Genomic DNA, 21,520 nt, shown 5'->3' on the forward strand with positions numbered 1-21,520 from the left:
CGCCCTTACGACCAGGCCGCCACGAAGTAGCCGACGCCGTACGGGGCGTCCTCGTAGAGCAGTCGGCCGTCGAGGTCGGCTCCCTCGGCCGCGCCCGCGAGGATCTGCCAGGGGGCCCGGCCGGCCGCCTTCAACTCGTACGCGAGGTTCTCGTCGAGCGCGAGCAGGGCGTCCACGTCCGCCGTGCCCAGCGCGCGGGCGGCCTCCGCGTCGAAGGCGGCGGCGCGCTCGTCCAGATAGCCGGGGGCCTTGAGGGTCCGACAGGCGCTGCCGTCGCCCACCACGAGCAGCGCCACGCGGTCGGCCGCGGCGGCCAGCTCGCGGCCGGTGGAGACGCAACGGTCGGCCTCCAGCGGCTGGCCGACCCCGAGTCCTTCGACGGGCGCGTCGGCCCAGTCGGCGCGCTGGAGGAGCCAGGCGGCCACGGCGAGGGAGGCGGGCAGCGGGCGCTCCCCGGCGGGCCCGGCACCGAGGCGTACGGACAGATCGACGCCGAAGCCCGCGAAGCTGCCGGTCGAACCACCCGGGAACGTACCGCGCGCGCCCTCGTCGGCGGGGCCGACGACGAAGAGCCGGTCGGGCCGGGACGCGGCGAGCAGCCCGACGGCGTCGGCGCAGGCCGTCCGGGCGGCATCGAGCTCACCGGCGGCTCCGGCCGCCACGTCGGGCACGAGCAGAGGAGGACAGGGGCAGACGGCTGCGGCGACAAGCATGATCCGCAGCCTACTGCGACGTTCTCCACTCCATGGGCGGGACGCTGTCCTGCGGCTCGCCGCCGGTCGGGGCCGCCTTCGCGATCGCGGGGTCGGCCGAGTCGTGGACCAGCTCGGCGATGCTCAGGACCGTGTGTGTCTCCGACATCAGCCCTCTGACGATCACCAGGCAGCTGTCGCCGCTCGGGAACCGGTACACCTCGCGCGACTTCTCGCGCCACGGCTCCTGGTACGTGAGCGAGGCGGCGCGCATCGCCTCCTGCGCGTCCTCCCGTGTCCCGGTGACCCTCCGGACCACTTCGGCGAGGTACGTGTCACCACCGGCCCCGCGCTGCGCGACGACGACCCACTTCCCCATCCCGGCCCCCCGGTTCCTCGAATGTGTCAGTTGTCGGTTGTGTCAGTTGGTGGTGGTTCCGAGGGTGTCAGTGACCGGCCTCGGTTGTCAGTGGCTTCCGCAGGCCGGGGCCGAGGCCGCGGGCAGCGGGTCCGGCACACCGATCTTGGGGAGTCCGAGCAGGACGCCCGCCGGCTTCGCGGCGGCAGCGGTGGTGCGCTTCTCCCAGGCGTCGCCGGCGCGGGTGCGGCGCACCGCCGTCGTCGGGCCCTCGGCGAGCAGGTGGTGCGGGGCGGCGTAGGTGATCTCGACGGTCACCACGTCACCCGGGCGGACTTCCTGGTCCGGCTTGGTGAAGTGGACGAGCCGGTTGTCGGGGGCGCGGCCGGAGAGGCGGTGGGTGGCGCCGTCCTTGCGGCCCTCGCCCTCGGCGACCATGACCTCCAGGGTCCGGCCGGCCTGCTTCTTGTTCTCCTCCCAGGAGATCTCCTCCTGGAGGGCGACGAGACGCTCGTAGCGCGCCTGCACGACCTCCTTGGGGATCTGCCCGTCCATCTCGGCGGCGGGGGTTCCGGGCCGCTTGGAGTACTGGAAGGTGAAGGCGTTGGCGAAGCGGGCCTCGCGGACCGTGTGCATGGTCTGCTCGAAGTCCTCCTCGGTCTCGCCGGGGAAGCCCACGATGATGTCGGTGGAGATGGCGGCGTGCGGGATGGCCGCGCGGACCTTCTCGATGATCCCGAGGAAACGCTCCTGCCGGTAGGAGCGGCGCATGGCCCTGAGGACGGTGTCCGAACCGGACTGCAGCGGCATGTGCAGCTGCGGCATGACGTTCGGAGTCTCGGCCATCGCGGCGATCACGTCGTCCGTGAAGTCGCGGGGGTGCGGCGAGGTGAAGCGGACCCGCTCCAGGCCCTCGATCTGGCCGCAGGCGCGCAGCAGCTTGGAGAAGGCCTCGCGGTCGCCCAGGTCGGAGCCGTACGCGTTGACGTTCTGGCCGAGGAGGGTGATCTCCGAGACGCCCTCGGCGACCAGGGCCTCGATCTCGGCGAGGATGTCGCCGGGACGGCGGTCCTCCTCCTTGCCGCGCAGCGCCGGGACGATACAGAAGGTGCAGGTGTTGTTGCAGCCGACGGAGATCGAGACCCAGGCGGCGTACGCGGACTCGCGGCGGGTCGGCAGCGTGGAGGGGAAGGCCTCCAGCGACTCCGCGATCTCGATCTGGGCCTCTTCCTGGACGCGGGCGCGCTCCAGGAGGACCGGCAGCTTGCCGATGTTGTGCGTGCCGAAGACGACGTCGACCCAGGGGGCCTTCTGGACGATGGTGTCGCGGTCCTTCTGGGCGAGGCAGCCGCCGACGGCGATCTGCATGCCCGGGCGCGTGGTCTTCCTGGGGGCGAGCCGGCCGAGGTTGCCGTAGAGCTTGTTGTCGGCGTTCTCGCGGACGGCGCAGGTGTTGAAGACGACGACGTCGGCGTCACCGTCGGAGCCCTCGGGGGCGCGGACGTAGCCGGCGTTTTCCAGCAGACCGGAGAGCCGCTCGGAGTCGTGGACGTTCATCTGGCACCCGTAGGTGCGTACTTCGTAGGTTCGCTGGACGTCCACTGCCTGGCTCCGGTCGCTGCTGGTCATGGAACAAGGGTATGCGGTGCCGGGGATTGCCCGTCCCCGAGCCGCCGGGGCGAGGGCGCAGGGGCGCTCCCGGCTGCTTCGAGGGCCGCGCCGAGCTGGGCGGCGAGGGTGCCCGCGCGCGGCCGCAGGGACCCGTCGAAGGCGGCGGACCCGACGGTGAAGGCGTCGGCTCCGGCTGCCGCCACCGCCCGTATCCGGTCGGTCGTGGAGATGCCGCCGGCCACGACCAGGCGGCCCGTGGTGGCCGCTCGGGCGGCGCGGACGAGGTCGAGCGGGTCCGCGTCGGTGGCCCGGTAGGCGAGGAGGTCGACGCCCGCGCAGCCCGCGGCCTCCGCCCGGAGGCAGTCGTCGGAGATCCGGTCGGGGCCGCCGGCGAGGAGGGTGGGGTGGCCGAGCGGTTCACCCACGAAGGGGAGGTACTCGACGGAGGTGCCGGCGACGAGGGCCACCGTCTCGTCGATCCAGGTGCCGCCCATGAGCCTGTCGACACCGAGGTCGACCGCGCGGCGCACGGAGGTGAGCGCCTCCTCGCGGGTGGTGCTGACCACTTCGAGGTAGCTGGTCGCCCCCATGTCCTTGATCTGCCGGTGGAGCCGGTCGAGGGTGGCCGGCTCCACTCCGACGTCCTTGAAGCCGATGTGGGCGACCCCGAGGTCCCGGACGGTGTCGAGGACGTCGAGGCAGTCGGTGACGGTCCTGTCGTCACGGGTGAGCATGAGGATGAAGTCCATTGGGTCCTCCGGGTCGGGGCGATGGCCTGCGGGGGCGAGGGTGGTGGCCCAGAGGGCCGGGGCCTGCGGGTGGCCTGGGCGGGCCTACGGAGCGGGGCTACGGGGTGGGGCCTACGGGGCGGCAGGGGCCTGGGCGGTCAGCTCGTCGGCCTGGTGCAGGGCGGTGAGCAGGCTGGTGTGGTCGGCGGTGCCCCGCCCCGCGAGGTCGAAGGCCGTGCCGTGGTCGACGCTGGTGCGCACGAACGGCAGGCCGATGGTGATGTTGACGCCGCGCTCCAGGCCCAGGTACTTGACCGGTATGAGCCCCTGGTCGTGGTACTGGGCCACGACGGCGTCGAACTCGCCCGCGCGGGCGCGCATGAAGACGGTGTCGGCGGGCCAGGGACCGCTGGCGTCGATGCCTTCCCGCCGGGCGGCCCGTACGGCCGGCTCGACGATGTCGAGGTCCTCGCGCCCGAAGAGTCCGTTCTCCCCGGCGTGCGGGTTGACGGCGGCGACGGCGATACGGGGGCGGGTCCCGGACCGTCCCTTCGGGTGGCCGGCCCGGAGCGTCCGGTCGGTCAGCCGGATGATCTCCAGCTCGTGGTCGGTCGTGAGGGAGTCGATGGCCGTGCGCAGCGACTGGTGGACGGTGACCAGGACGACCCGCAGGTCGTCGTTGGCCATCATCATCGCGTAGTCGCTCGTATCCGAGAGCTCGGCGAGGATCTCGGTGTGGCCCGGGTAGGGCAGCCCCGCCAGCCGGAGCGCTTCCTTGTTGATCGGCGCGGTGGTGAGGGCGCGGACCTCGCCGCTGAGGGCGAGCTCGATGCCTCGGCGTACGTACCCGAACGAGGCGGCTCCGGCGCGGGCGTCCACCGTGCCGAGCGGCAGGTCCCCGGGGAACGTCCCCTCGGGGAGGACGTCGAGGATCCCGGGGGCATGGGCCGCGTCCGCGACGGAGGCGATCGGCCGCACGGTCAGCTCGGTGCCCGTGATCCGGCAGGCGCGACCGAGGACGGCCGGGTCGCCGATGATGACGACCGAGGGACGGCGCCGTGGGTCGGCGTACGCCTTGACCGTGATCTCGGGGCCGATGCCGTTCGGGTCGCCCATGGTGAGCGCGATGGGCGGCGTCATGACGTCCGCCCACCCTCGGCGCTCGGCCCACCTGCCGTGCTCGGCTCGTCCTCCGTAGGCAGCCCACCGTCCATGAGGAGGCGGCAGAGCCGGTCGAGTGTCCCGTCGTCGCCGAAGCCGCCCGCCTTGATCAGCGCGGGGAGGCGGGGCGGGCTGAGCAGCACGCCACGAGCGACCCCCGGTTCGGGCTCGTCGGCGAGGTCGAGACCGGCGGCGCCGAGGGCTTCGAGGGCGGCCACCGCGGTCTCCCCGCCGGTCAGCACGAGCCCGTCGACCAGGCCGTCCGCCACCAACTCCCGTACGACAAGGGCTAGCTCACTGGTCAGCGACCCGGCAGCTGCCGCGCGGCGGGCGTCCGGGGTGTGGACGACGAGCACGGGCGCGGTGGACCGGCGCAGAGCCCTCAGGGCCTCGGCCGGGGCGTCGGCTGTCTCCGCGGCGGTCACGTCCACGCGCGTGCGCAGCCGGTCCAGCTGGCGGCGCGTCGCCGGGTGCGCGCTCCCGACCACGATCAGGGGGCGCCGTGCGCGGGGCGGCTCGGGCGGAGGCTCGGCCGGGATACGGGAGTGGTGTCGGGCCAACGCGGCGGCGAGGCCCGGGGAGCCGACCCAGAGCACGTCGCCGGGCCGGGGCACGGAGGCCACCAGGAGATCGAGGTCGGCGTCCGTGACCGCCGAGCAGACGAACACGCCTCCGCCGTCGACCAGTTCCGGCAGCTTTCCGAACCGCTCCGGTTCCAGGACGTCCGCTTCGGGCAGCAGCCGGGCGAGGTCGGCGGTACGGACGGGGTGGACCGGGTCGCGCGCGAAGTCCGTCTCGTGCACCGGTACGCCATGGACGTGCTGGACCCCTCGGACGGTCGTCCTGCCCTCCGCCGGGAACGCGGGCGCGACGACGACGGCCCGTCGGCCCGAGCCTGCGTGGGCGGCGCGGACCTCGGCCGCCACATGGCCCCGGAGCGTCGAGTCGACGGTCTTGATCAGCAGGTCGGAGTCTCCGAACGCGTCCGCGGACCACGCGGCGAGGGCCACGGCCGACGCCTCGTCGAGCAGGCGGCTGCCGAGGTCCACGGCCACGACGCCGTCGACCGCCGACGCACCCGGCTCGACGGCCCCGGACAGCAGGACCTTCGCCGGGTGCCCCGTACCGCGGAAGGGCGCCGCGCCGTCCCCGGCACTCGTCAGGTCGTCCGCGAGGACGGCGATGCCCCTCACGGGCTCGGCCGGGTGTTCCCGCATGTCTCGTCCTCCTCGAAGTCGCTGCCACTGACGTCAACCCTGGCGTTCGGAAGGCCGCTCGACAAGCGATTCCTTCTCACCCCATCTGTGAGTAGATTTCACGCATGCGCTGGCCCGACCTCCCCCCGCTGAACACCCTGCTCCCCTTCGAGGCGACCGTGCGGCACGCGAGCATGACCCGCGCCGCGCAGGAGCTGCACGTGACCCACGGCGCCGTCTCCCGGCAGATCCAGAATCTGGAGAAGTCCCTCGGTGTCACGCTCTTCGAGCGAGGGACCCGTTCGCTGCGGCCGACCCCTCAGGCCCGTCGTCTCGCGGCCGCCGTCCGGGACGCGCTCGACCAGATCGACACGGCCACCCGGGAGGTTTCGGGCCGTGAGCGCGGGGGTCCGCTCGCGCTGTCGTGCGAGCCGACGCTCCTGATGCGCTGGCTCATCCCCCGCCTGCCGGACCTCGCCGTGCAGGTGCCCGGCCTCACCGTCCACCTGTCGGCGGGCGGCGGACCCGTCGCGTTCGACCGGGACCCGGTCGACGTCGCCCTGCGCCGCGACGACTTCCCCGTACCGGCCGACGTGGCCCGCTCCCCCCTCTTCCTGGAACGCATCGGTCCGGTCTGCCGCCCGGACGTGGCGGAGCGGCTCACCGCCGGCAGCGGTGTCGCAGGTGTGACGATTCTGCACACCAGCACCCGGCCGCGCGCATGGGCGGACTGGCAGCGCATCACGCGGCGGACCGTCGATCCCACCGACGAGCAGACCTTCGAGCACTTCTACCTGGCGCTGCAGGCGGCCGTCGCCGGTGTCGGCATGGCGATCGGCCCGTACGCGCTGGTCCACGACGACCTGGTGAGCGGGCAGCTCGTGGCGCCCTTCGGCCTGGTCGAGGACGGCACCGGATACCACCTGCTCAGCCCGCGGCCGCCCGCGCGGGACGAGCGGGTCGCCGCCCTGCTCGCCTGGCTACGGGCCCAGGCCACCGGTCTGTGACGGCCGCCCCGGCCCCCCCGTCACGACCCCCCACAGCCGCCCCACCACGCGCGCGTGAAGCAGCACACCACCTCCCGGCCTGGCCAGGTTGGGGACCGAGCTGGCAGGATCGCGCCATGCTCGCCTCGTACGTCCGTTCCGCCCGCCGCCGCCTCCTCCAGGCGTCGGCGGCGGTTCTGGTGGTCTGCGGGCTGCTGGTCTGGTGGCTGGTTCCGTTCGGTACACCGGCGCCGAGCGGGCGGGTCACCTTCAGTACCGGCGTCCCCACCGGGGTCTACCAGAAGTACGGCGAGCTGCTGCGGCAGGCCCTCGCCACGGATCTGCCGGACGTGTCGATAAAGCTGAAGAACAGCCAGGGCTCCCAGCAGAACCTCGCCCGCCTGGCCTCCGGCGAAGCCGATTTCACCGTCGCGACCGCCGACGCCGTGGCCCAGTACCGGCGCGACGGCAAGCCGGGCCACGACCGGCTGCGCGGCTGCGCCCGGCTCTACGACGACTACGTCCAGCTCGTCGTCCGCAAGGATTCGGCCGTACGGTCCGTGGCCGATCTGCGCGGCCTCCGGGTCGGCGTCGGCCAGGAGGGCTCCGGGGTCCGGCTCATCGCGGACCGGGTCCTCGCGGCGGGCGGTCTCGCCCCCGACACGGACGTCGAGCCGGTCTCTGCCGGCATCGACACGATGCCGGGTCTGCTGGAGAGCCGGCAGCTGGACGCCTTCTTCTGGTCGGGCGGCCTGCCCACCGAGGCCGTCCAGAAACTCTCCGAGCGCCTACCGGTCCGGCTGGTCTCGCTCGAACCCGCCCTGGTGGACAAGGTCCACGACGTGGGCGAGGCGACGCGCCACTACCGCTCCGCCGTCATCCCGGCGGACGCCTACGCCCTGGCCCAGGACGGGCAGCCGGTGCAGACGCTGGCCGTGCCGAACCTGCTGGTGACGACGGACGCGGCGGATCCGGCGCTGGTGGAGGGTTTCACCCGTACGGTGATCAGAAGCCGGGACGGCATCGGCCGCCAGGTCCACCCGGCGCAGCTGGTGGACCTCCGCACCGCGATCTACACGGAACCCCTGTCCCTCCACGAGGGCGCCCGCCGCTACTACCGCTCCGTGAAGCCGTAAGAACCGGCACGGCGCCAGAGCCGGCGCAGAGCGAGAACCGGTACGACACCAGAGCCGGCACGGCGCCAGAGCCCGTACAGCGCGAGAACCGGCACAGCGCGCCGCCCGAGGCCCCCGCCGCCCCGAAGCACCCCGCCCCCGTCACCGCCCCTGCGGCCCCGTCCTCGGCACCGTGAGCGTCACGCGCAGGCCGTGCGGCTCGTGCGGCGCGTAGTCGATCGAGCCGCCGCCCGCGGACAGCAGGACCCGGGAGATCGACAGGCCGAGCCCCGAGCCCTTGATGTTCTGGTGGCGGTTGCTGCGCCAGAAGCGGTCGCCGACCCGGTCGAGCTCCTCCTGCGTGAGCCCCGGCCCCCGGTCCGCCACCACGATCGTGGAGGTGTCGCCCTCCGAGGCCACGGCGACCGTGACCTCCTCGCCCTCCGGGGTGAACTTCAGCGCGTTGTCGATCACCGCGTCGAGCGCGCTGGAGAGCGCCACCGGGTCCGCCCAGGCCGTCACCGCCCTCCGCTCCCCGTGGAGCCGTACGCCCTTCTCGTCGGCGAGGGGCCGCCACGCGGCGATCCGCTCGGCCACGAGCGCCCCGATGTCGGTGAGGCGCAGATCCGCGGCGGCGTGCTCGGCGAGCGCGAGGTCAAGGAGGTCGTCGAGGACCTGGGCGAGCCGCTTGCCCTCGGTACGTACGGAGGCGATCTCCTCGTTCCCCTCGGGGAGTTCGAGGGCGAGCAGCTCGATGCGGAGCAGCAGCGCGGAGAGCGGGTTGCGCAACTGGTGCGAGGCGTCGGCGACGAAGGCCCGCTGCTGCTCCAGTACGTCCTCGACGTTGTCGGCCATCTCGTTGAACGAGCGGGCCAGGCGGCGCAGTTCGGGCGGCCCTCCGGCCGCGGCGACCCGGGACGTCATCCGCCCCGTGGCGATGTCGTGGGTGACCGCGTCCAGGACGCGGACGGGCTTCAGCACCCAGCCGGTGAGCCGGAAGGCCGCGCCGATGGCGACCAGCATCGCCGCGAACTCCCCGGCCGCGATGATCAGCCAGCCGCTCAGGATGCGCGAGCGCAGCTGCCCGGTGGGCGAGTCGGTCACCACGACGGCGATGACGTCACCGTCCCGTACGACGGGCGAGGCGATCGTGACGCGGGCGTGCGGCTGCCACGGCCACACCTGGGGCGGGTCGTGGCTGCGGCGCCCGACCAGGGCCTCGTTGAAGGCTCGGCGCCCCTCGCCCTCGTAGGGGACGACCCAGTCCTCGGGCGCGGCGGCCATGGCCTGGTTGTCGCGGTAGTAGATGCCCGTACGGATGCCGTAGACGTCGTGGTAGCTGGCGAGTTCGCCGCGGAGGGTGGTGCGGCGCTCGTCGACGGAGGGTTCGGACTCGTTGACGAACTGGGCGAGCGCGGCGAAGCGGGCCGCGTCGTCGAGCCGGTCGACGACCACGCGCTGCTGCTCGGCGGCGGCGAGGCTGGCGGCGAGCGGGAAGCCGAGGGCGAGGAGCACCCCGGCCATGAGGACGAGGAGGAGCGGAAGGAGGCGTGTGCGCACGAAGGACCCGGACGGCTAGGCGGCAGGGGCGACCAGGCGGTACCCGACGCCGCGCACGGTCTCGATCAGGGCGGGCATGGCCAGCTTGGAGCGGAGCGAGGCCACGTGCACTTCGAGGGTGCGGCCGGTCCCTTCCCAGTTGGTGCGCCAGACCTCGCTGATGATCTGCTCGCGCCGGAAGACCACGCCGGGCCGCTGGGCGAGCAGGGCCAGCAGGTCGAACTCCTTGCGGGTGAGCGGCACGGGCGCGCCGTCGACGCTGACCCGGCGGGTGGGCAGCTCGATGACGACCGAGCCGAGCCGCAGCGCGGCGTCGTCACCGGCCGAGCCGGTCTCGTCGCCCGCACCGGTGCGCCGGCTGACGGCGTGGATCCGGGCGAGCAGTTCCCCGGTGTCGTACGGCTTGACCACGTAGTCGTCTGCCCCGAGGTTGAGGCCGTGTATCCGGGACCGTACGTCGGCACGCGCCGTCACCATGATCACCGGGGTGGTGGTGAGCTTCCGGATCCGGCCGCAGACCTGGTAGCCGTCCTGGTCGGGCAGACCGAGATCGAGCAGGATCACCCCGAAGGAAGGGCGCTCGCCGTGCGCGGCGGGCAGCACCGCCTGGAGGGCCTCCTCGCCGTTCCTGGCGTGCGTGACGGTGAAACCGTGCTTCGCCAGTACGGCGGACAGGGCCGCGGCCACGTGATCGTCGTCCTCGACGAGCAGGAGTCTCATGGCCCCCTCCGGTGGCTCGGTGATCGTGGGTGCGCCATCACCTGATGGCAATCTGCATGGCTATCCGTGTACCTACGCATGAACGCCGATGGTCGCCGTCACAGTCAAGTCTCCCCCGGTTACGCAGCGGTTTCTGTTATGCACCCGGTACGCCACTGGGCGTCCCCTTCACGCAGCGTGTCCGGTCGAGGCCGTTTCGTTATCCTCAATTTCCGCTCAGATGTGATGACGGTCATCCCGCGGTCTGTCTAGTGTCCTCCCCAACCGAGGAGGACGGAGCAAAAGCCGATGAGCGGAGTGTCAGTGACCAAGGGCTCGGAAGACGCCATAGCGGCGGCCGGTGACCTGGTCGTGCTGTCCAACGTGAACAAGCACTTCGGCGCGCTGCATGTGCTCCAGGACATCGACCTGACCATCGCCCGTGGCGAGGTCGTGGTCGTGATCGGGCCTTCGGGTTCCGGCAAGTCCACACTGTGTCGCACCATCAACCGCCTGGAGTCGATCGACTCCGGCGCCATCACGATCGACAACCGGCCGCTGCCCCAGGAGGGCAAGGAGCTGGCCCGGCTGCGCGCCGACGTCGGCATGGTCTTCCAGTCCTTCAATCTCTTCGCGCACAAGACAGTGCTCGAGAACGTGATGCTGGGTCAGGTCAAGGTCCGCAAGACGGCCAAGGCGGCCGCCGAGTCCAAGGCTCGCGCGCTGCTCGACCGGGTGGGTGTCGGCACCCAGGCGGACAAGTACCCGGCCCAGCTGTCGGGCGGTCAGCAGCAACGTGTCGCGATCGCGCGGGCGTTGGCGATGGACCCGAAGGTCATGCTCTTCGACGAGCCGACCTCTGCGCTCGACCCCGAGATGATCAACGAGGTTCTCGAGGTCATGCAGCAGCTGGCGCGGGACGGCATGACCATGGTCGTCGTGACCCACGAGATGGGGTTCGCGCGTTCCGCCGCCAACCGCGTGGTGTTCATGGCGGACGGCAAGATCGTCGAACAGGCCACGCCGGACGAGTTCTTCAGCAACCCGCGAAGCGACCGCGCGAAGGACTTCCTTTCGAAAATCCTGCACCACTGACGGCGGTCAGCCCCATGCTTCTACCTGCCGATCAACAACCCACGAATCAAGGGATGTTCACCATGAAGCTCCGCAAGACCGCGGCCGTGGCCGTCGCCGTACTCGCGCTGACCGCGACCGCCTGTGGTGGCAAGGAGGGCTCGGCCGGCGACAAGCCCGCCGTGAAGCCCGGCGACTCGGCCGCCCCGCAGCTCCCCAAGTACATCGTCGCCACCGATGTGAAGCTGGAGTCGCCGTCCTTCAAGGAGGCGCAGAAGCGCGGCAAGCTGATCATCGGCTCCAAGGCCGACCAGCCGTACCTCGGCTTCGAGGACCAGGCCACCAAGGAGCGGTCCGGCTTCGACATCGAGATCGCCAAGATGGTCGCGGCGGAGCTCGGCTTCACCGAGGACAAGATCGAGTGGAAGACGGTCGACTCCAAGCTCCGTGAGACGGCGATCTCCACGGGCCAGGTCGACTACTACGTCGGTACGTACACGATCAACGACAAGCGCAAGGCGCAGGTCAGCTTCGCGGGTCCGTACTACAAGGCCGGCGCCGACCTCCTGGTCCGCAAGGACGAGACCGCGATCACCGGTCCGGACTCCCTCAAGGGCAAGAAGGTCTGCTCCATCACGGGCTCGACCCCGCTGCAGGAGATCAAGAAGCCGCAGTACGGCGCCGAGACCACCGAGCTCGCGAAGTACTCGGACTGCGTGCAGCAGCTGCTCACCAAGCAGGTCGACGCGGTCACCACCGACGACGCGATCCTCAAGGGCTACGCCGCCGCCAACAAGGGCAAGCTCAAGGTCGTCGGCAAGCCGTTCACCGAGGAGCCCTACGGCGTCGGCCTGAACAAGGACGACAAGGTCCTGCGCGACAAGATCAGCGACATCCTCGAGAAGAACATCAAGGACGGCACGTACAAGAAGATCTACGAGGCGACTCTGGGTCTGTCCGGCTCCTCGTACGTCGAGCCGCCGACACTCGTCCGCTACTGATCCTTCCTCGAAGTCGAGCGCCCCGTACGGGAGTACGGAGTACGGGGCGCCGCTCACCCTGCCCTCAAGCCGCTGATACCGCCGACGCGGAGACCTCATGAACGTACTGCTCGACCATTTCCCGGAGTTCCGCGACGGATTCATAGGAACCGTGTCGATCACCGCCGTCAGCTCGGTCATCGCGCTGGTCCTCGGCATCGTCATCGCCGGCTTCCGGGTCTCGCCCGTCCCGCCCCTGCGCATCTTCGGGACCGCCTGGGTCACGCTGCTGCGCAACACCCCTCTGACGCTGCTCTTCCTCGTCTCGTTCTTCGTCGTCCCGGAGATCCTGTTCCCGGGGATGAGCCCCTTCGTGCTCGGCTCGCTCGCGCTCGGCTTCTACACCTCCGCGTTCATCTGCGAGGCCGTCCGCTCCGGCATCAGCACGGTGCCGATCGGCCAGGCGGAGGCCGCCCGTTCGCTCGGCATGACCTTCTCGCAGACGCTGCGGATGATCGTGCTGCCGCAGGCCACCCGGACCGTACTGCCGCCGCTGAGCTCGATCTTCATCGCGCTCACCAAGAACTCGGCCATCGCGGGCGCCTTCAGTGTCACCGAGCTCTTCGGCTGGCAGACGCTGATGAGCGAGCAGGGCTACGCCATCGCCGGGATCTTCGCCTGGGTGGCCGCCGCGTACCTCGTCGTCACCTTCACCATCAGCGGGATCTTCCGTCTCCTGGAGCGCCGCATGGAGGTCGCCCGATGAGTGCCAGCGTTCTCTTCGACACCCCCGGCCCCAAGGCGCGCGTCCGTAACCGGATCTACGCCGTCGTGGGCTCCCTCGCGATCCTCGCGCTGCTCGCCGTGAGCGTGGTCCGGCTGGCCGACAAGGGTCACTTCGACCCCGCGATGTGGGACATCTTCAACTACGCGGGCATCCGGCAGAACATCGCCGACGCCCTCCTCGCCACCCTGAAGGCGTTCGGCCTCGCGGCAGTCGGCTCGCTCGTCCTCGGCGTGCTGCTCGCCGTCGCCCGGCTCTCCGACCACACGCCCGTCCGGGTGGTGGCCACCGGCTTCATCGAGATCTTCCGCTCCATCCCGCTGCTGATCACGATCTACGCCGTCTGGGTCGCCTTCCTGGTCGACTACTCGATGTGGGCGCTCGCGCTCGGCCTGTCGATCTACAACGGCTGCGTCCAGGCCGAGGTGCTGCGCGCCGGCGTGAACTCGGTGCCGAAGGGACAGCGCGAGGCCGCGTACGCCCTGGGCATGAGCAAGACGCAGGTCATGACGACGGTCCTGATGCCGCAGGCCGTCCGGGCGATGCTGCCGACGATCATCAGCCAGCTGGTGGTCACCCTGAAGGACACCTCGCTCGGCTTCGTGATCCTCTACCCCGAGCTGCTGTACTCGGCCCGTCTGATCGCCTCCAACACGCAGGTCAACGGCCAGTACCCGTACGTGTCCACGATCGTGGTCTTCGGCGTCATCTACATCGCGCTGTGTCTGGCGCTCTCGGCGCTCGCCACGTGGATCGAGAAGCGGGGCCGCCGGTCCAAGACGGGGGTCCTCGCCTCGGACGCCGCGGCCAAGGAGCTCGTGCTCACGGCCGACCCCGGGAACTCCTTCGGCAACGCGGCCGACCGCGCGGGCGACGGCCCCGACGGGTCTGGTATCTCGAAGAACTGACAGTATGTGACATCATCCGGGGGCAGTGGCGGTCGCGCCGCTGCCCCCGTCGCTTGACGCAAGCACCCGCAATGGGTTGCATACGTTCTGTGATCACGCACCGGGCTCGCGCCACACTTCGCTGTGCTACCCGCATGACCGAACGGCCTTCAGGAGCCGCGCCGTGGACCCGGTGATCATCGTCGGCGCGGGGCCCGTGGGCCTCGCGCTCTCCCTTGCCCTGGCCTCGCAGGGAGTACCCTCCGTCGTCCTCGACGAGGGCCCCGGCAAAGACGATCCGCGCCCCGCCCGTACGGTCGTGCTGCGCGCGGACATGGCCGCGATGGTCGAACGCCTCGGCTGCGCCACGCTGCGTGACGAGGGGGTCCGCTGGGTCGGCTGGCGATCCGTGCGACGCAGGCAACAGATGAGGCACATCGAACTCAGTCTCGGTCTCGGTGACACGGAGAGTGACGGCGAGGGCCCGGCGGCTCCGCTGCACATCCCGCAGCACGCCCTCGCGCGCGGTCTGCGCGACGCGATCGCCGGACAGGAGCTGATCCAGCTCGTCACCGACGCCCGCCTCGACACGATCGAGCAGGACGCGAGCGGGGTCACGGCGCACACCCGCGGCTCCTCCGGAACCGGTACGAGCGGTACGAGCGGTACGAGCGGCAGCGGGGGCACCTGGTGGCGCGGGAGCCATCTGGTCGGCTGCGACGGCGCCCGTTCCACGGTCCGCAAGCTGCTCTCGATCCGCTTCCCCGGGCGTACGGCGGTGGAGCGGCACGCGGTGGCCGCCCTGCGCACCGAACTCCCGTGGCCCGGTGAGGCCCTGTTGCACCGTCAGCCGCCGTGGCGGGGCGGCGGCGAGGAGGTCACGGCCCGCCCGCTGCCGGACGGGGTCTGGCGGATCGACTGGCTCCTGCCGGCCCGCGGCGATCTCGTCACCCCGGACGCTCTGGTCACCAAGATCCGCGACACCCTGGCCGGCTGGTGCGGTGGGGCGACTCCGCCGTACGAGTTGATCGACACCGGTGTCCACACGCTGCACCACCGGCTCGCGAAGCGCTGGCGCGTGGACAGGGTGTTCCTGGCGGGCGACGCGGCGCACCTGCTGGGCGCGGTCGGCACGCAGGGCCTCGACGAGGGGCTGCGGGACGCCGACAACCTGGCCTGGAAGCTCGCGTACGCCTGGCATCACGGGGCCTCGGACACGCTCCTCGACAGCTACCAGAGCGAGCGGCGGGCCGCCGTCGCCTCCCGGTTGCGCGCCGCCGACCAGTCGCTTCCGGTGCTTCGCGGCGGCGGGGGCCTGCGGACGTATCTGCCCGGCGGGTCCCGCAGTCACGACGTGCTGTTGACGGACGGCCATCTCGGGCGCGGACCGCTGGGGGCGCCCCCGGCGTACCCGCACTCCCCCCTCGCACCCCAGGACGCCGGGGAGTCACGGAGCGTGGTCGGCACGGGGGCGGGCGCGCCGGTCGAGGACGTGCGGGTGACGGCGCCGGACGGCACGACCGTACGGCTCCGGGACCGGCTCGGTCAGGGGCGGCTCCTGGTGGTCCTCGTCGCGCCGGGGACGGGGGTGTGGGACCGGCGGCACTGGGTGAGCGCGGGTGTGATGCCGCGGCTCGCGGAGGCGGTGCGGGCCCTGCCGGTGAAGGCGGAACTGCTGGTGACGGAGGCGTATCCGGGCGCTGTCGCCCACACCGTCCTGCTGGTACGTCCGGACGGGCATCTGGTCGCCTCGTTCCCGGGGGTCCGGCCGGACGAGCTGTACGCGGCGGCCGACGCGACCCGGGGCGGCAAGGCTGAGCCCACGGGGAGCGGAGGGACCGAGGGCTCGCGGAGGGCCATCTCACGAGGGGCGACGCCGAGCGACCGTACTGCGGACATCAATTGACCCTCGCGGGCGCACATGGTGTACTCCGGAGCGTGACCGACACCGATGTGCGCCTGTGGCGGAGGGTCCATATGGATCTTCTCCGCTTCGCGGGCTGCGTGTGTCGCCCGTCCTGCTGAATTCGCCCCTTCCTTCGCGTGCTCTCGGCCGCCGACCGGTGTCGGCGTGGCTGTCGCGCGTCTCTTCCGCGAACTTCCAGGACGGTCCTCCGTGCCCCAGTCTGGCTCCCCCGCTTCCGCCGTACCCTCCGCCGTGCCCTCCGTCGTCCGTTCGGCCTCCGCGCCGACGGCGGCCGCCCTGCTGGACTTCGTCCGTCGGACGGCGGCTGACGACACGCTGATCGACTCCCTTCCCCTCGATCCCGAGGGCCGTACGTGGGTGCGGCTGGACGGCCCCGGCGGCAGCGAGGCCTGGCTGATCGGCTGGCCGCCCGGCACGGGCACGGGCTGGCACGACCACGCCGAGTCGCACGGCGCGTTCACCACGGCGCGCGGCGCGCTGCGGGAGAGCTCCCTCGCGGTGCGACTGCCGTCCCGCGGCTGGAAGACCCTGGAACTGGCCGACGGCGTCGACCGGGAGCGGCGCCTGCCGGCCGGCAAGGGGCGCGCGTTCGGACAGCACCATGTGCACGAGGTGCTCAACGACTCCGCGGACACGCACGCCGTGTCGGTCCACGCGTACTATCCGCCGCTCCCGTTGATCCGGCGTTTCAGCCGGTCGGGCGCGGTACTCCGTCTTGAGCAGGTCGAGCGTCCGGAGGACTGGCAGTGAGTGAGCGGCGGGCGGGCGAGCGGGTGGGGATCGACGAGCTTCTCGAGCGGGTCAGGTCGGGGATCGACCGGATCGAGGCGCGGGCGGCCCATGAGGCGTACGAGGCGGGGGACGCGCTTCTGGTCGACACCCGATACGCGGCGCTGCGCGAGCGGGACGGGCTGATTCAGGGCGCGTTGATCGTGGAGCGCAATGAACTGGAGTGGCGGCTCGACCCGTTGGGCAGCCACCGCGCGCCGGAGGCCGACAGCCACGACCTGCGGGTGGTGGTGTTCTGCAACGAGGGGTACGCGTCCTCGCTGGCGGTGGCGTCGCTGCGGCAGTTGGGGCTGCACCGGGCGACCGATGTGATCGGCGGCTTCCAGGCGTGGAAGGCGGCGGGCCTGCCGGTCCTTCCGCCGGGGACACCGGGCACGCCTGCGTAGCGGGTACGCGCGCCCAGCCCAGCGGGGGGCCGTGCGCACGGGGCCGTGCTGCACGGGGCCGCCCTCGGCGGCCCCGTCGCCACGGCGGGCCACGCTCCGGGCTCGGCGCGCCGGGCTTCGGGGCCCCTGGCTTCAGAGTCTCCAGCTTCGGGGCCCGGGTTTCGAGGCCCCGGCCCCCGGACCTCGGGCTAGTAGGGCTCGTCCAGGCCCTCCGTGTCCTCGCCCTCGGCCTCCAGGGCCTGGCGGACGACCCTGAGGGCCATGCCCTCGGGGTAGCCCTTACGGGCGAGCATCCCGGCGAGGCGGCGCAGCCGGCGGTCCCGGTCGAGCCCGCGGGTGGCGCGGAGTTTGCGGTCGACGAGTTCGCGCGCCGTGATCTCCTCCTGTTCGGAGTCCAGTTGGCCCACGGCGTCCTGGATGAGCGAGGGGTCGACGCCCTTGGTGCGCAGTTCGCGGGCGAGGGCCCGGCGGGCGAGTCCGCGCCCGTGGTGCCGGGACTCCACCCAGGCGTCGGCGAAGGCGGCGTCGTCGATCAGCCCGACGTCCTCGAAGCGGGAGAGGACCTCTTCGGCGACCTCGTCGGGGATCTCGCGCTTGCGCAGGGCGTCGGCGAGCTGTTTGCGCGTACGGGGGGTCCCGGTGAGCAGGCGCAGGCAGATCGCCCGCGCCCGCTCAGCCGGATCCTGGGGCGACAGCTCCTTCTCGGCCCTCGACGAGTCGGGGCTGTCGCCCGGCCATTCGGTGCGACCGGTCACTGGTTCAGCTCTTGGCCGCCGGGGCCTTGGTCGCCTTGGTGGCCTTGACCGCCGGGGCAGTCTTGGCCGTGTCGTCCGTCGCGGTCGCGGTCGCGGCGGCCGCCTCCGAGCCGTCCGTGGTCTCCTCGGCCGGGGTGGCACCCGGCCGGACGCCGACGCCCAGCTTCTCCTTGATCTTCCGCTCGATCTCGTCGGCGAGGTCGGGGTTGTCCTTCAGGAAGTTGCGGGCGTTCTCCTTGCCCTGGCCGAGCTGGTCGCCCTCGTACGTGTACCAGGCGCCGGCCTTGCGGACGAAGCCGTGCTCCACGCCCATGTCGATCAGGCCGCCCTCGCGGCTGATGCCCTGGCCGTAGAGGATGTCGAACTCGGCCTGCTTGAACGGCGGCGCGACCTTGTTCTTGACGACCTTGACGCGGGTGCGGTTGCCGACGGCGTCGGTGCCGTCCTTGAGGGTCTCGATGCGGCGGATGTCGAGGCGCACCGAGGCGTAGAACTTCAGGGCGCGGCCACCGGTCGTGGTCTCCGGCGAGCCGAACATGACGCCGATCTTCTCGCGGAGCTGGTTGATGAAGATCGCGGTGGTCTTGGACTGGTTGAGCGCGCCGGTGATCTTCCGGAGCGCCTGGCTCATCAGACGGGCCTGGAGACCCACGTGCGAGTCACCCATCTCGCCCTCGATCTCCGCACGCGGGACGAGCGCGGCGACGGAGTCGATGACGATCAGGTCGAGGGCGCCGGAGCGGACCAGCATGTCGACGATCTCGAGGGCCTGCTCGCCACTGTCCGGCTGGGACAGGATGAGGTTGTCGATGTCGACGCCGAGCTTCTTGGCGTACTCGGGGTCGAGGGCGTGCTCGGCGTCCACGAAGGCGACCTGACCGCCGGCCTTCTGGGCGTTGGCGACGGCGTGCAGCGTCAGGGTCGTCTTACCGGAGGACTCCGGGCCGTAGACCTCCACGACACGGCCGCGGGGCAGGCCGCCGACACCGAGCGCGATGTCGAGGGCGGTCGAGCCGGTGGAGATCACCTCGATCGGCTCCTGGGTGCGGTCGCCCATGCGCATCACGGCACCCTTGCCGAATTGCCGTTCAATCTGCGCGAGCGCGGCCTCGAGGGCCTTCTCGCGGTCGGTACCTGCCATGGGTTCCACCCGGTTTGCTTGAGTCGATCGCTTCATGTGAAAGACGCTAACCCCTGCCACTGACAATGGGCCCCGACGTCCCTCCGACCTGTGGATAACTCGCCCACAACCCCGCGATTCCCAGGGCCGGAATCCCATAAGAATGGATGTTCGATTTTGGTGTCAAGCGCACCACGCGGGCTCACGGCCACCGTCCGAAGCGTCCCGGCCTAGGCTGGAGGGACTGCTGGAACGCCCCGGGAAGGTGGGTCCGATCGTGCGGCCGAGTGAGATCACCGAGGTCCTGAACCGTCCGATCAGCCAGGAGCTGCTGGCCCGCGACGTGACCAGGCTCGCCTACGTCGCCGAGGACGGCACTCCCCGGGCGATCCCGATCGCCTTCGCCTGGAACGGCTCGGAAGTCGTCATGTGCACACCGCCCAACGCCCCGAAGCTGGCGGCCCTGCGCGCCAACCCGGCGGTCGCCCTGACGATCGACACCGAGGTCCACCCACCGATGATCCTGCTCGTCCGGGGCCGGGCGGAACTGGACCCCGTCGACGGCATCCCGGACGAGTACCTCCAGGCGAACAGCTCGTACGTGATGACGCCCGAGCAGCGGGTCACCTGGGAGGCCGAGGTCCGTTCGCTCTACGCCGACGGCATGGTCCGGATCGTCGTGACCCCGACGTGGGCGAAGCTGATCGACTTCGAGACGACTCTGCCGAGCGCGGTCGACGAGCTGCTCCGCGCGCGTGAGGAGCGCCGACGCGCCTGAACGGCCCCGCATCCCACCCGCCTATCCTTCCTGGCATGGCCCTTCCCTTCCGCGTCCGTGGCGGCGGCATGCCCCCGCAGGCCGCCGATGCCGTCGTGGCCCTGGTCGTCACCCTCGTCGTGACCGTCTGGACGCTGCTGTCCGCTCGGAACGTGGACGAGCCGGTGGCCAGGACGGTCGTCGCCTGGGTGCTGATCGCGGTCGGCTGCGGGGCGCTCGCCTTCCGGCGGCGGGCTCCCGTCGCCGTGGCCGTCGTCACCCTGATCGCCTGTGTCGTCTACTACCCGGTGTCGGCGCAGGACGGGCCCCTGATGATCACCTTCGCCCTCGCGCTGTACACGACGGCGGCGGAGGGCCGGTTCGTCGCGGCCGTCGCGCTCGCCGCCGTCACGCTGCTCGCCGTCGGCCTCGGCGAGTTCCGGCAGGAGGGCGGCCGTCGGCAGATCGACGACACCTCGCTGGCGATGCTGTCCGGCTGGCTGATCAGCCTCGTCGCCGTGGGCCGCGCCCAGCGGACCAGGATCGCCTATCTCCACGAAGTGGAGCAGCGGGCGCTCGCCGCCGAGCGGGAGCAGGAGGCGCGTGCCCGGCAGAGCGCCACGGAGGAGCGGCTGCGGATCGCCCGGGAGCTGCACGACGTGCTCGGCCACAGCGTCTCGCTGATCAACGTGCAGTCGGGGGCTGTTCTGCACCGGCTGAGCAAGAACCCGGAGCCCGAGATCGCGCTGGCCGCCGCCGAGGAGGCGCTCCAGGCGGTCAAGGCCACCAGCAAGGACGCGCTGCGCGAGCTGCGCGCCACGCTCGGGGTGCTGCGCCAGGCCGACGAGGCCGCGCCGACGGGCCCGACCTCCGGGCTCGCCCTGCTCGGGGAGCTGGTAGAGCGGGCCAGGAGCACGGGCCTCGACGTCCGCACGGAGCTGACGGGCACTCCCGTACCGCTGGCGCCGCCGGTCGATCTCGCCGCGTACCGGATCGTCCAGGAGTCGCTGACCAACGTGACCCGGCACTCCGGCGCCCGTACCGCCACGATCGCCCTCGACTGGCGCGCCGACGAGCTGTGGCTGCGCATCGAGGACGACGGCGAAGGGGCTCCCGAGGAGCTGCCGTCGGGCAGCGGCATCCGGGGCATGGCCGAGCGAGCCCGGGCCTTCGGCGGCGAACTGACCGCGCACAGCACGCCCGAGGGCTTCCGGGTGGACGCCCGGCTGCCGCTCGGCGCACCCGCGTCCACGACCACCACGTCCGAGGGGGACCCCCGATGATCCGCGTCGTACTCGCCGACGACCAGACCCTGGTCCGGGCCGGGTTCCGCTCGATCCTGGCCGACGAGGACGACATCGAGGTGGTCGGGGAGGCCGGGAACGGTGAGCAGGCGATCGCGCTCGCCCGCGAACTGCGCCCGGACGTGGTCCTGATGGACATCAGGATGCCCGTCCTCGACGGCCTGGAGGCCACCCGTCGGATCACCGCCGACGCCCGCCTCGAAGGCGTCCGGGTCGTCATCCTGACCACCTTCGACATCGACGACCACGTGTACGGCGCGCTGCGCGCCGGGGCGAGCGGCTTCCTCGTCAAGGACACCGAGCCGATGGAGCTGCTGCACGGGGTACGGGTGGTGTCCCGCGGCGACGCGCTGATCGCCCCGGCCGTGACCCGCCGGCTGATCGCGGAGTTCGCGAGCCGCTCGAAGCAGCCGGATCCGAGCCCGCGCCTGAACGCCCTCACCGAACGGGAGCGCGAGGTGATGGGCCTGGTGGGCGCGGGACTCTCCAACGACGAGATCGCCCAGCGACTCGTCCTGTCCCCGGCGACCGCGAAGACGCATGTCAGCCGGATCATGACCAAGCTGGACGTCCGGGACCGGGCGCAGCTGGTGATCCTCGCGTACGAGTCGGGGATGATCACGCCCGGCTGGCTGGGCTGACACCCGGCGA

23 protein-coding genes are annotated in these 21,520 nt (G+C 71.7%); 13 read left to right on the forward strand and 10 right to left on the reverse strand.

Annotated features, from left to right (window positions below; all coding sequences use genetic code 11):
* Positions 1-5: 5 nt before the first annotated feature.
* From ACFWRO_RS08545 to ACFWRO_RS08570, 6 genes are all read right to left on the reverse strand, one after another.
* Positions 6-713 carry a class III extradiol dioxygenase subunit B-like domain-containing protein gene (locus ACFWRO_RS08545; protein ID WP_384506190.1) on the reverse strand — a complete coding sequence of 236 codons (708 nt, stop codon included), beginning with the start codon at positions 711-713 and terminating at the stop codon, positions 6-8.
* Between the two features lie 10 nt (positions 714-723).
* Complete coding sequence (locus tag ACFWRO_RS08550; RefSeq protein WP_384506193.1) at positions 724-1,071, reverse strand: hypothetical protein; 348 nt, start codon at positions 1,069-1,071, stop codon at positions 724-726.
* An 87-nt stretch (positions 1,072-1,158) separates the two neighbouring features.
* Positions 1,159-2,679 carry a tRNA (N6-isopentenyl adenosine(37)-C2)-methylthiotransferase MiaB gene (gene miaB, locus ACFWRO_RS08555; RefSeq protein WP_384506196.1) on the reverse strand — a complete coding sequence of 507 codons (1,521 nt, stop codon included), beginning with the start codon at positions 2,677-2,679 and terminating at the stop codon, positions 1,159-1,161.
* Entirely contained in the window at positions 2,676-3,410 is a 735-nt protein-coding gene (locus tag ACFWRO_RS08560; protein ID WP_384506199.1) for a HisA/HisF-related TIM barrel protein, read from the reverse strand. Before ACFWRO_RS08560 ends, miaB begins: the two co-directional genes overlap by 4 nt.
* A gap of 111 nt (positions 3,411-3,521) precedes the next feature.
* Positions 3,522-4,529, reverse strand: coding sequence for a 4-hydroxythreonine-4-phosphate dehydrogenase PdxA (pdxA, locus tag ACFWRO_RS08565; RefSeq protein WP_384506202.1), 1,008 nt, complete (start codon positions 4,527-4,529; stop codon positions 3,522-3,524).
* Positions 4,526-5,767 carry a four-carbon acid sugar kinase family protein gene (locus ACFWRO_RS08570; protein ID WP_384506204.1) on the reverse strand — a complete coding sequence of 414 codons (1,242 nt, stop codon included), beginning with the start codon at positions 5,765-5,767 and terminating at the stop codon, positions 4,526-4,528. The genes pdxA and ACFWRO_RS08570 overlap by 4 nt, the downstream gene beginning before the upstream one ends.
* A 104-nt stretch (positions 5,768-5,871) precedes the next feature.
* On the opposite strand from ACFWRO_RS08570, the gene ACFWRO_RS08575 reads away from it, so the two are divergent.
* Positions 5,872-6,753: a LysR family transcriptional regulator gene (locus tag ACFWRO_RS08575; RefSeq protein ID WP_384506207.1), complete on the forward strand. Its 882-nt coding sequence runs from the start codon at positions 5,872-5,874 to the stop codon at positions 6,751-6,753.
* A 116-nt stretch (positions 6,754-6,869) separates the two neighbouring features.
* Positions 6,870-7,868 carry a TAXI family TRAP transporter solute-binding subunit gene (locus ACFWRO_RS08580; RefSeq protein WP_384506209.1) on the forward strand — a complete coding sequence of 333 codons (999 nt, stop codon included), beginning with the start codon at positions 6,870-6,872 and terminating at the stop codon, positions 7,866-7,868.
* Between the two features lie 141 nt (positions 7,869-8,009).
* Here the strand turns inward: ACFWRO_RS08580 and ACFWRO_RS08585 are convergent, their stop codons facing one another.
* Together ACFWRO_RS08585 and ACFWRO_RS08590 are read right to left on the reverse strand one after the other, a co-directional pair.
* The gene (locus tag ACFWRO_RS08585) at positions 8,010-9,407 is read right to left on the reverse strand and encodes a sensor histidine kinase (protein WP_384506212.1); all 1,398 of its coding nucleotides are present in this window, start codon (positions 9,405-9,407) and stop codon (positions 8,010-8,012) included.
* Between the two features lie 15 nt (positions 9,408-9,422).
* A complete protein-coding gene (locus ACFWRO_RS08590; protein WP_384506215.1) occupies positions 9,423-10,127 on the reverse strand; it encodes a response regulator transcription factor in 705 nt (234 codons plus the stop codon).
* Positions 10,128-10,415: 288 nt separating this feature from the next.
* Here ACFWRO_RS08590 and ACFWRO_RS08595 point away from each other — a divergent pair, with 288 nt between their 5' ends.
* The 8 genes from ACFWRO_RS08595 (at position 10,416) to ACFWRO_RS08630 (ending at position 16,933) form a co-directional block, all read left to right on the forward strand.
* Positions 10,416-11,201 (forward strand): amino acid ABC transporter ATP-binding protein, encoded by a 786-nt coding sequence (locus tag ACFWRO_RS08595; protein WP_384506217.1) that lies wholly within the window; start codon positions 10,416-10,418, stop codon positions 11,199-11,201.
* 62 nt (positions 11,202-11,263) lie between these two features.
* Positions 11,264-12,181: a glutamate ABC transporter substrate-binding protein gene (locus ACFWRO_RS08600; protein ID WP_384506219.1), complete on the forward strand. Its 918-nt coding sequence runs from the start codon at positions 11,264-11,266 to the stop codon at positions 12,179-12,181.
* 97 nt (positions 12,182-12,278) lie between these two features.
* Positions 12,279-12,926, forward strand: coding sequence for an amino acid ABC transporter permease (locus tag ACFWRO_RS08605; RefSeq protein ID WP_384506222.1), 648 nt, complete (start codon positions 12,279-12,281; stop codon positions 12,924-12,926).
* A complete protein-coding gene (locus ACFWRO_RS08610) occupies positions 12,923-13,852 on the forward strand; it encodes an amino acid ABC transporter permease (RefSeq protein ID WP_384506225.1) in 930 nt (309 codons plus the stop codon). Before ACFWRO_RS08605 ends, ACFWRO_RS08610 begins: the two co-directional genes overlap by 4 nt.
* Positions 13,853-14,015: 163 nt before the next feature.
* Positions 14,016-15,737: an FAD-dependent monooxygenase gene (locus tag ACFWRO_RS08615; RefSeq protein ID WP_384506227.1), complete on the forward strand. Its 1,722-nt coding sequence runs from the start codon at positions 14,016-14,018 to the stop codon at positions 15,735-15,737.
* Between the two features lie 47 nt (positions 15,738-15,784).
* The gene (locus ACFWRO_RS08620; RefSeq protein WP_315893453.1) at positions 15,785-15,856 is read left to right on the forward strand and encodes a putative leader peptide; all 72 of its coding nucleotides are present in this window, start codon (positions 15,785-15,787) and stop codon (positions 15,854-15,856) included.
* A gap of 133 nt (positions 15,857-15,989) precedes the next feature.
* Positions 15,990-16,508, forward strand: a complete 519-nt coding sequence (locus ACFWRO_RS08625) for a cysteine dioxygenase (RefSeq protein ID WP_384506230.1) — start codon at positions 15,990-15,992, stop codon at positions 16,506-16,508.
* On the forward strand, positions 16,505-16,933 hold the full coding sequence (locus ACFWRO_RS08630; RefSeq protein WP_384506233.1) for a rhodanese-like domain-containing protein: 429 nt from the start codon (positions 16,505-16,507) through the stop codon (positions 16,931-16,933). Before ACFWRO_RS08625 ends, ACFWRO_RS08630 begins: the two co-directional genes overlap by 4 nt.
* A gap of 188 nt (positions 16,934-17,121) precedes the next feature.
* Here ACFWRO_RS08630 and recX read toward each other — a convergent pair whose 3' ends face one another.
* On the reverse strand, positions 17,122-17,688 hold the full coding sequence (gene recX / locus ACFWRO_RS08635; protein ID WP_384506236.1) for a recombination regulator RecX: 567 nt from the start codon (positions 17,686-17,688) through the stop codon (positions 17,122-17,124).
* A 4-nt stretch (positions 17,689-17,692) separates the two neighbouring features.
* The gene (gene recA / locus ACFWRO_RS08640) at positions 17,693-18,829 is read right to left on the reverse strand and encodes a recombinase RecA (RefSeq protein WP_384506239.1); all 1,137 of its coding nucleotides are present in this window, start codon (positions 18,827-18,829) and stop codon (positions 17,693-17,695) included.
* Positions 18,830-19,085: 256 nt separating this feature from the next.
* Between recA and ACFWRO_RS08645 the strand changes: the two genes are divergently transcribed.
* Genes ACFWRO_RS08645 through ACFWRO_RS08655 form a run of 3 tightly spaced genes read left to right on the forward strand, consistent with a single transcriptional unit; the run spans position 19,086 to position 21,510 of the window.
* Positions 19,086-19,586: a pyridoxamine 5'-phosphate oxidase family protein gene (locus ACFWRO_RS08645; RefSeq protein WP_384506242.1), complete on the forward strand. Its 501-nt coding sequence runs from the start codon at positions 19,086-19,088 to the stop codon at positions 19,584-19,586.
* 35 nt (positions 19,587-19,621) lie between these two features.
* Positions 19,622-20,848 (forward strand): sensor histidine kinase, encoded by a 1,227-nt coding sequence (locus ACFWRO_RS08650; protein ID WP_384506245.1) that lies wholly within the window; start codon positions 19,622-19,624, stop codon positions 20,846-20,848.
* A complete protein-coding gene (locus ACFWRO_RS08655; protein ID WP_384506247.1) occupies positions 20,845-21,510 on the forward strand; it encodes a response regulator in 666 nt (221 codons plus the stop codon). The genes ACFWRO_RS08650 and ACFWRO_RS08655 overlap by 4 nt, the downstream gene beginning before the upstream one ends.
* The last annotated feature ends 10 nt before the right edge of the window (positions 21,511-21,520 follow it).

This window comes from Streptomyces sp. NPDC058579, assembly GCF_042718575.1.
In the GTDB taxonomy this organism is placed as follows: Bacteria; Actinomycetota; Actinomycetes; order Streptomycetales; family Streptomycetaceae; genus Streptomyces.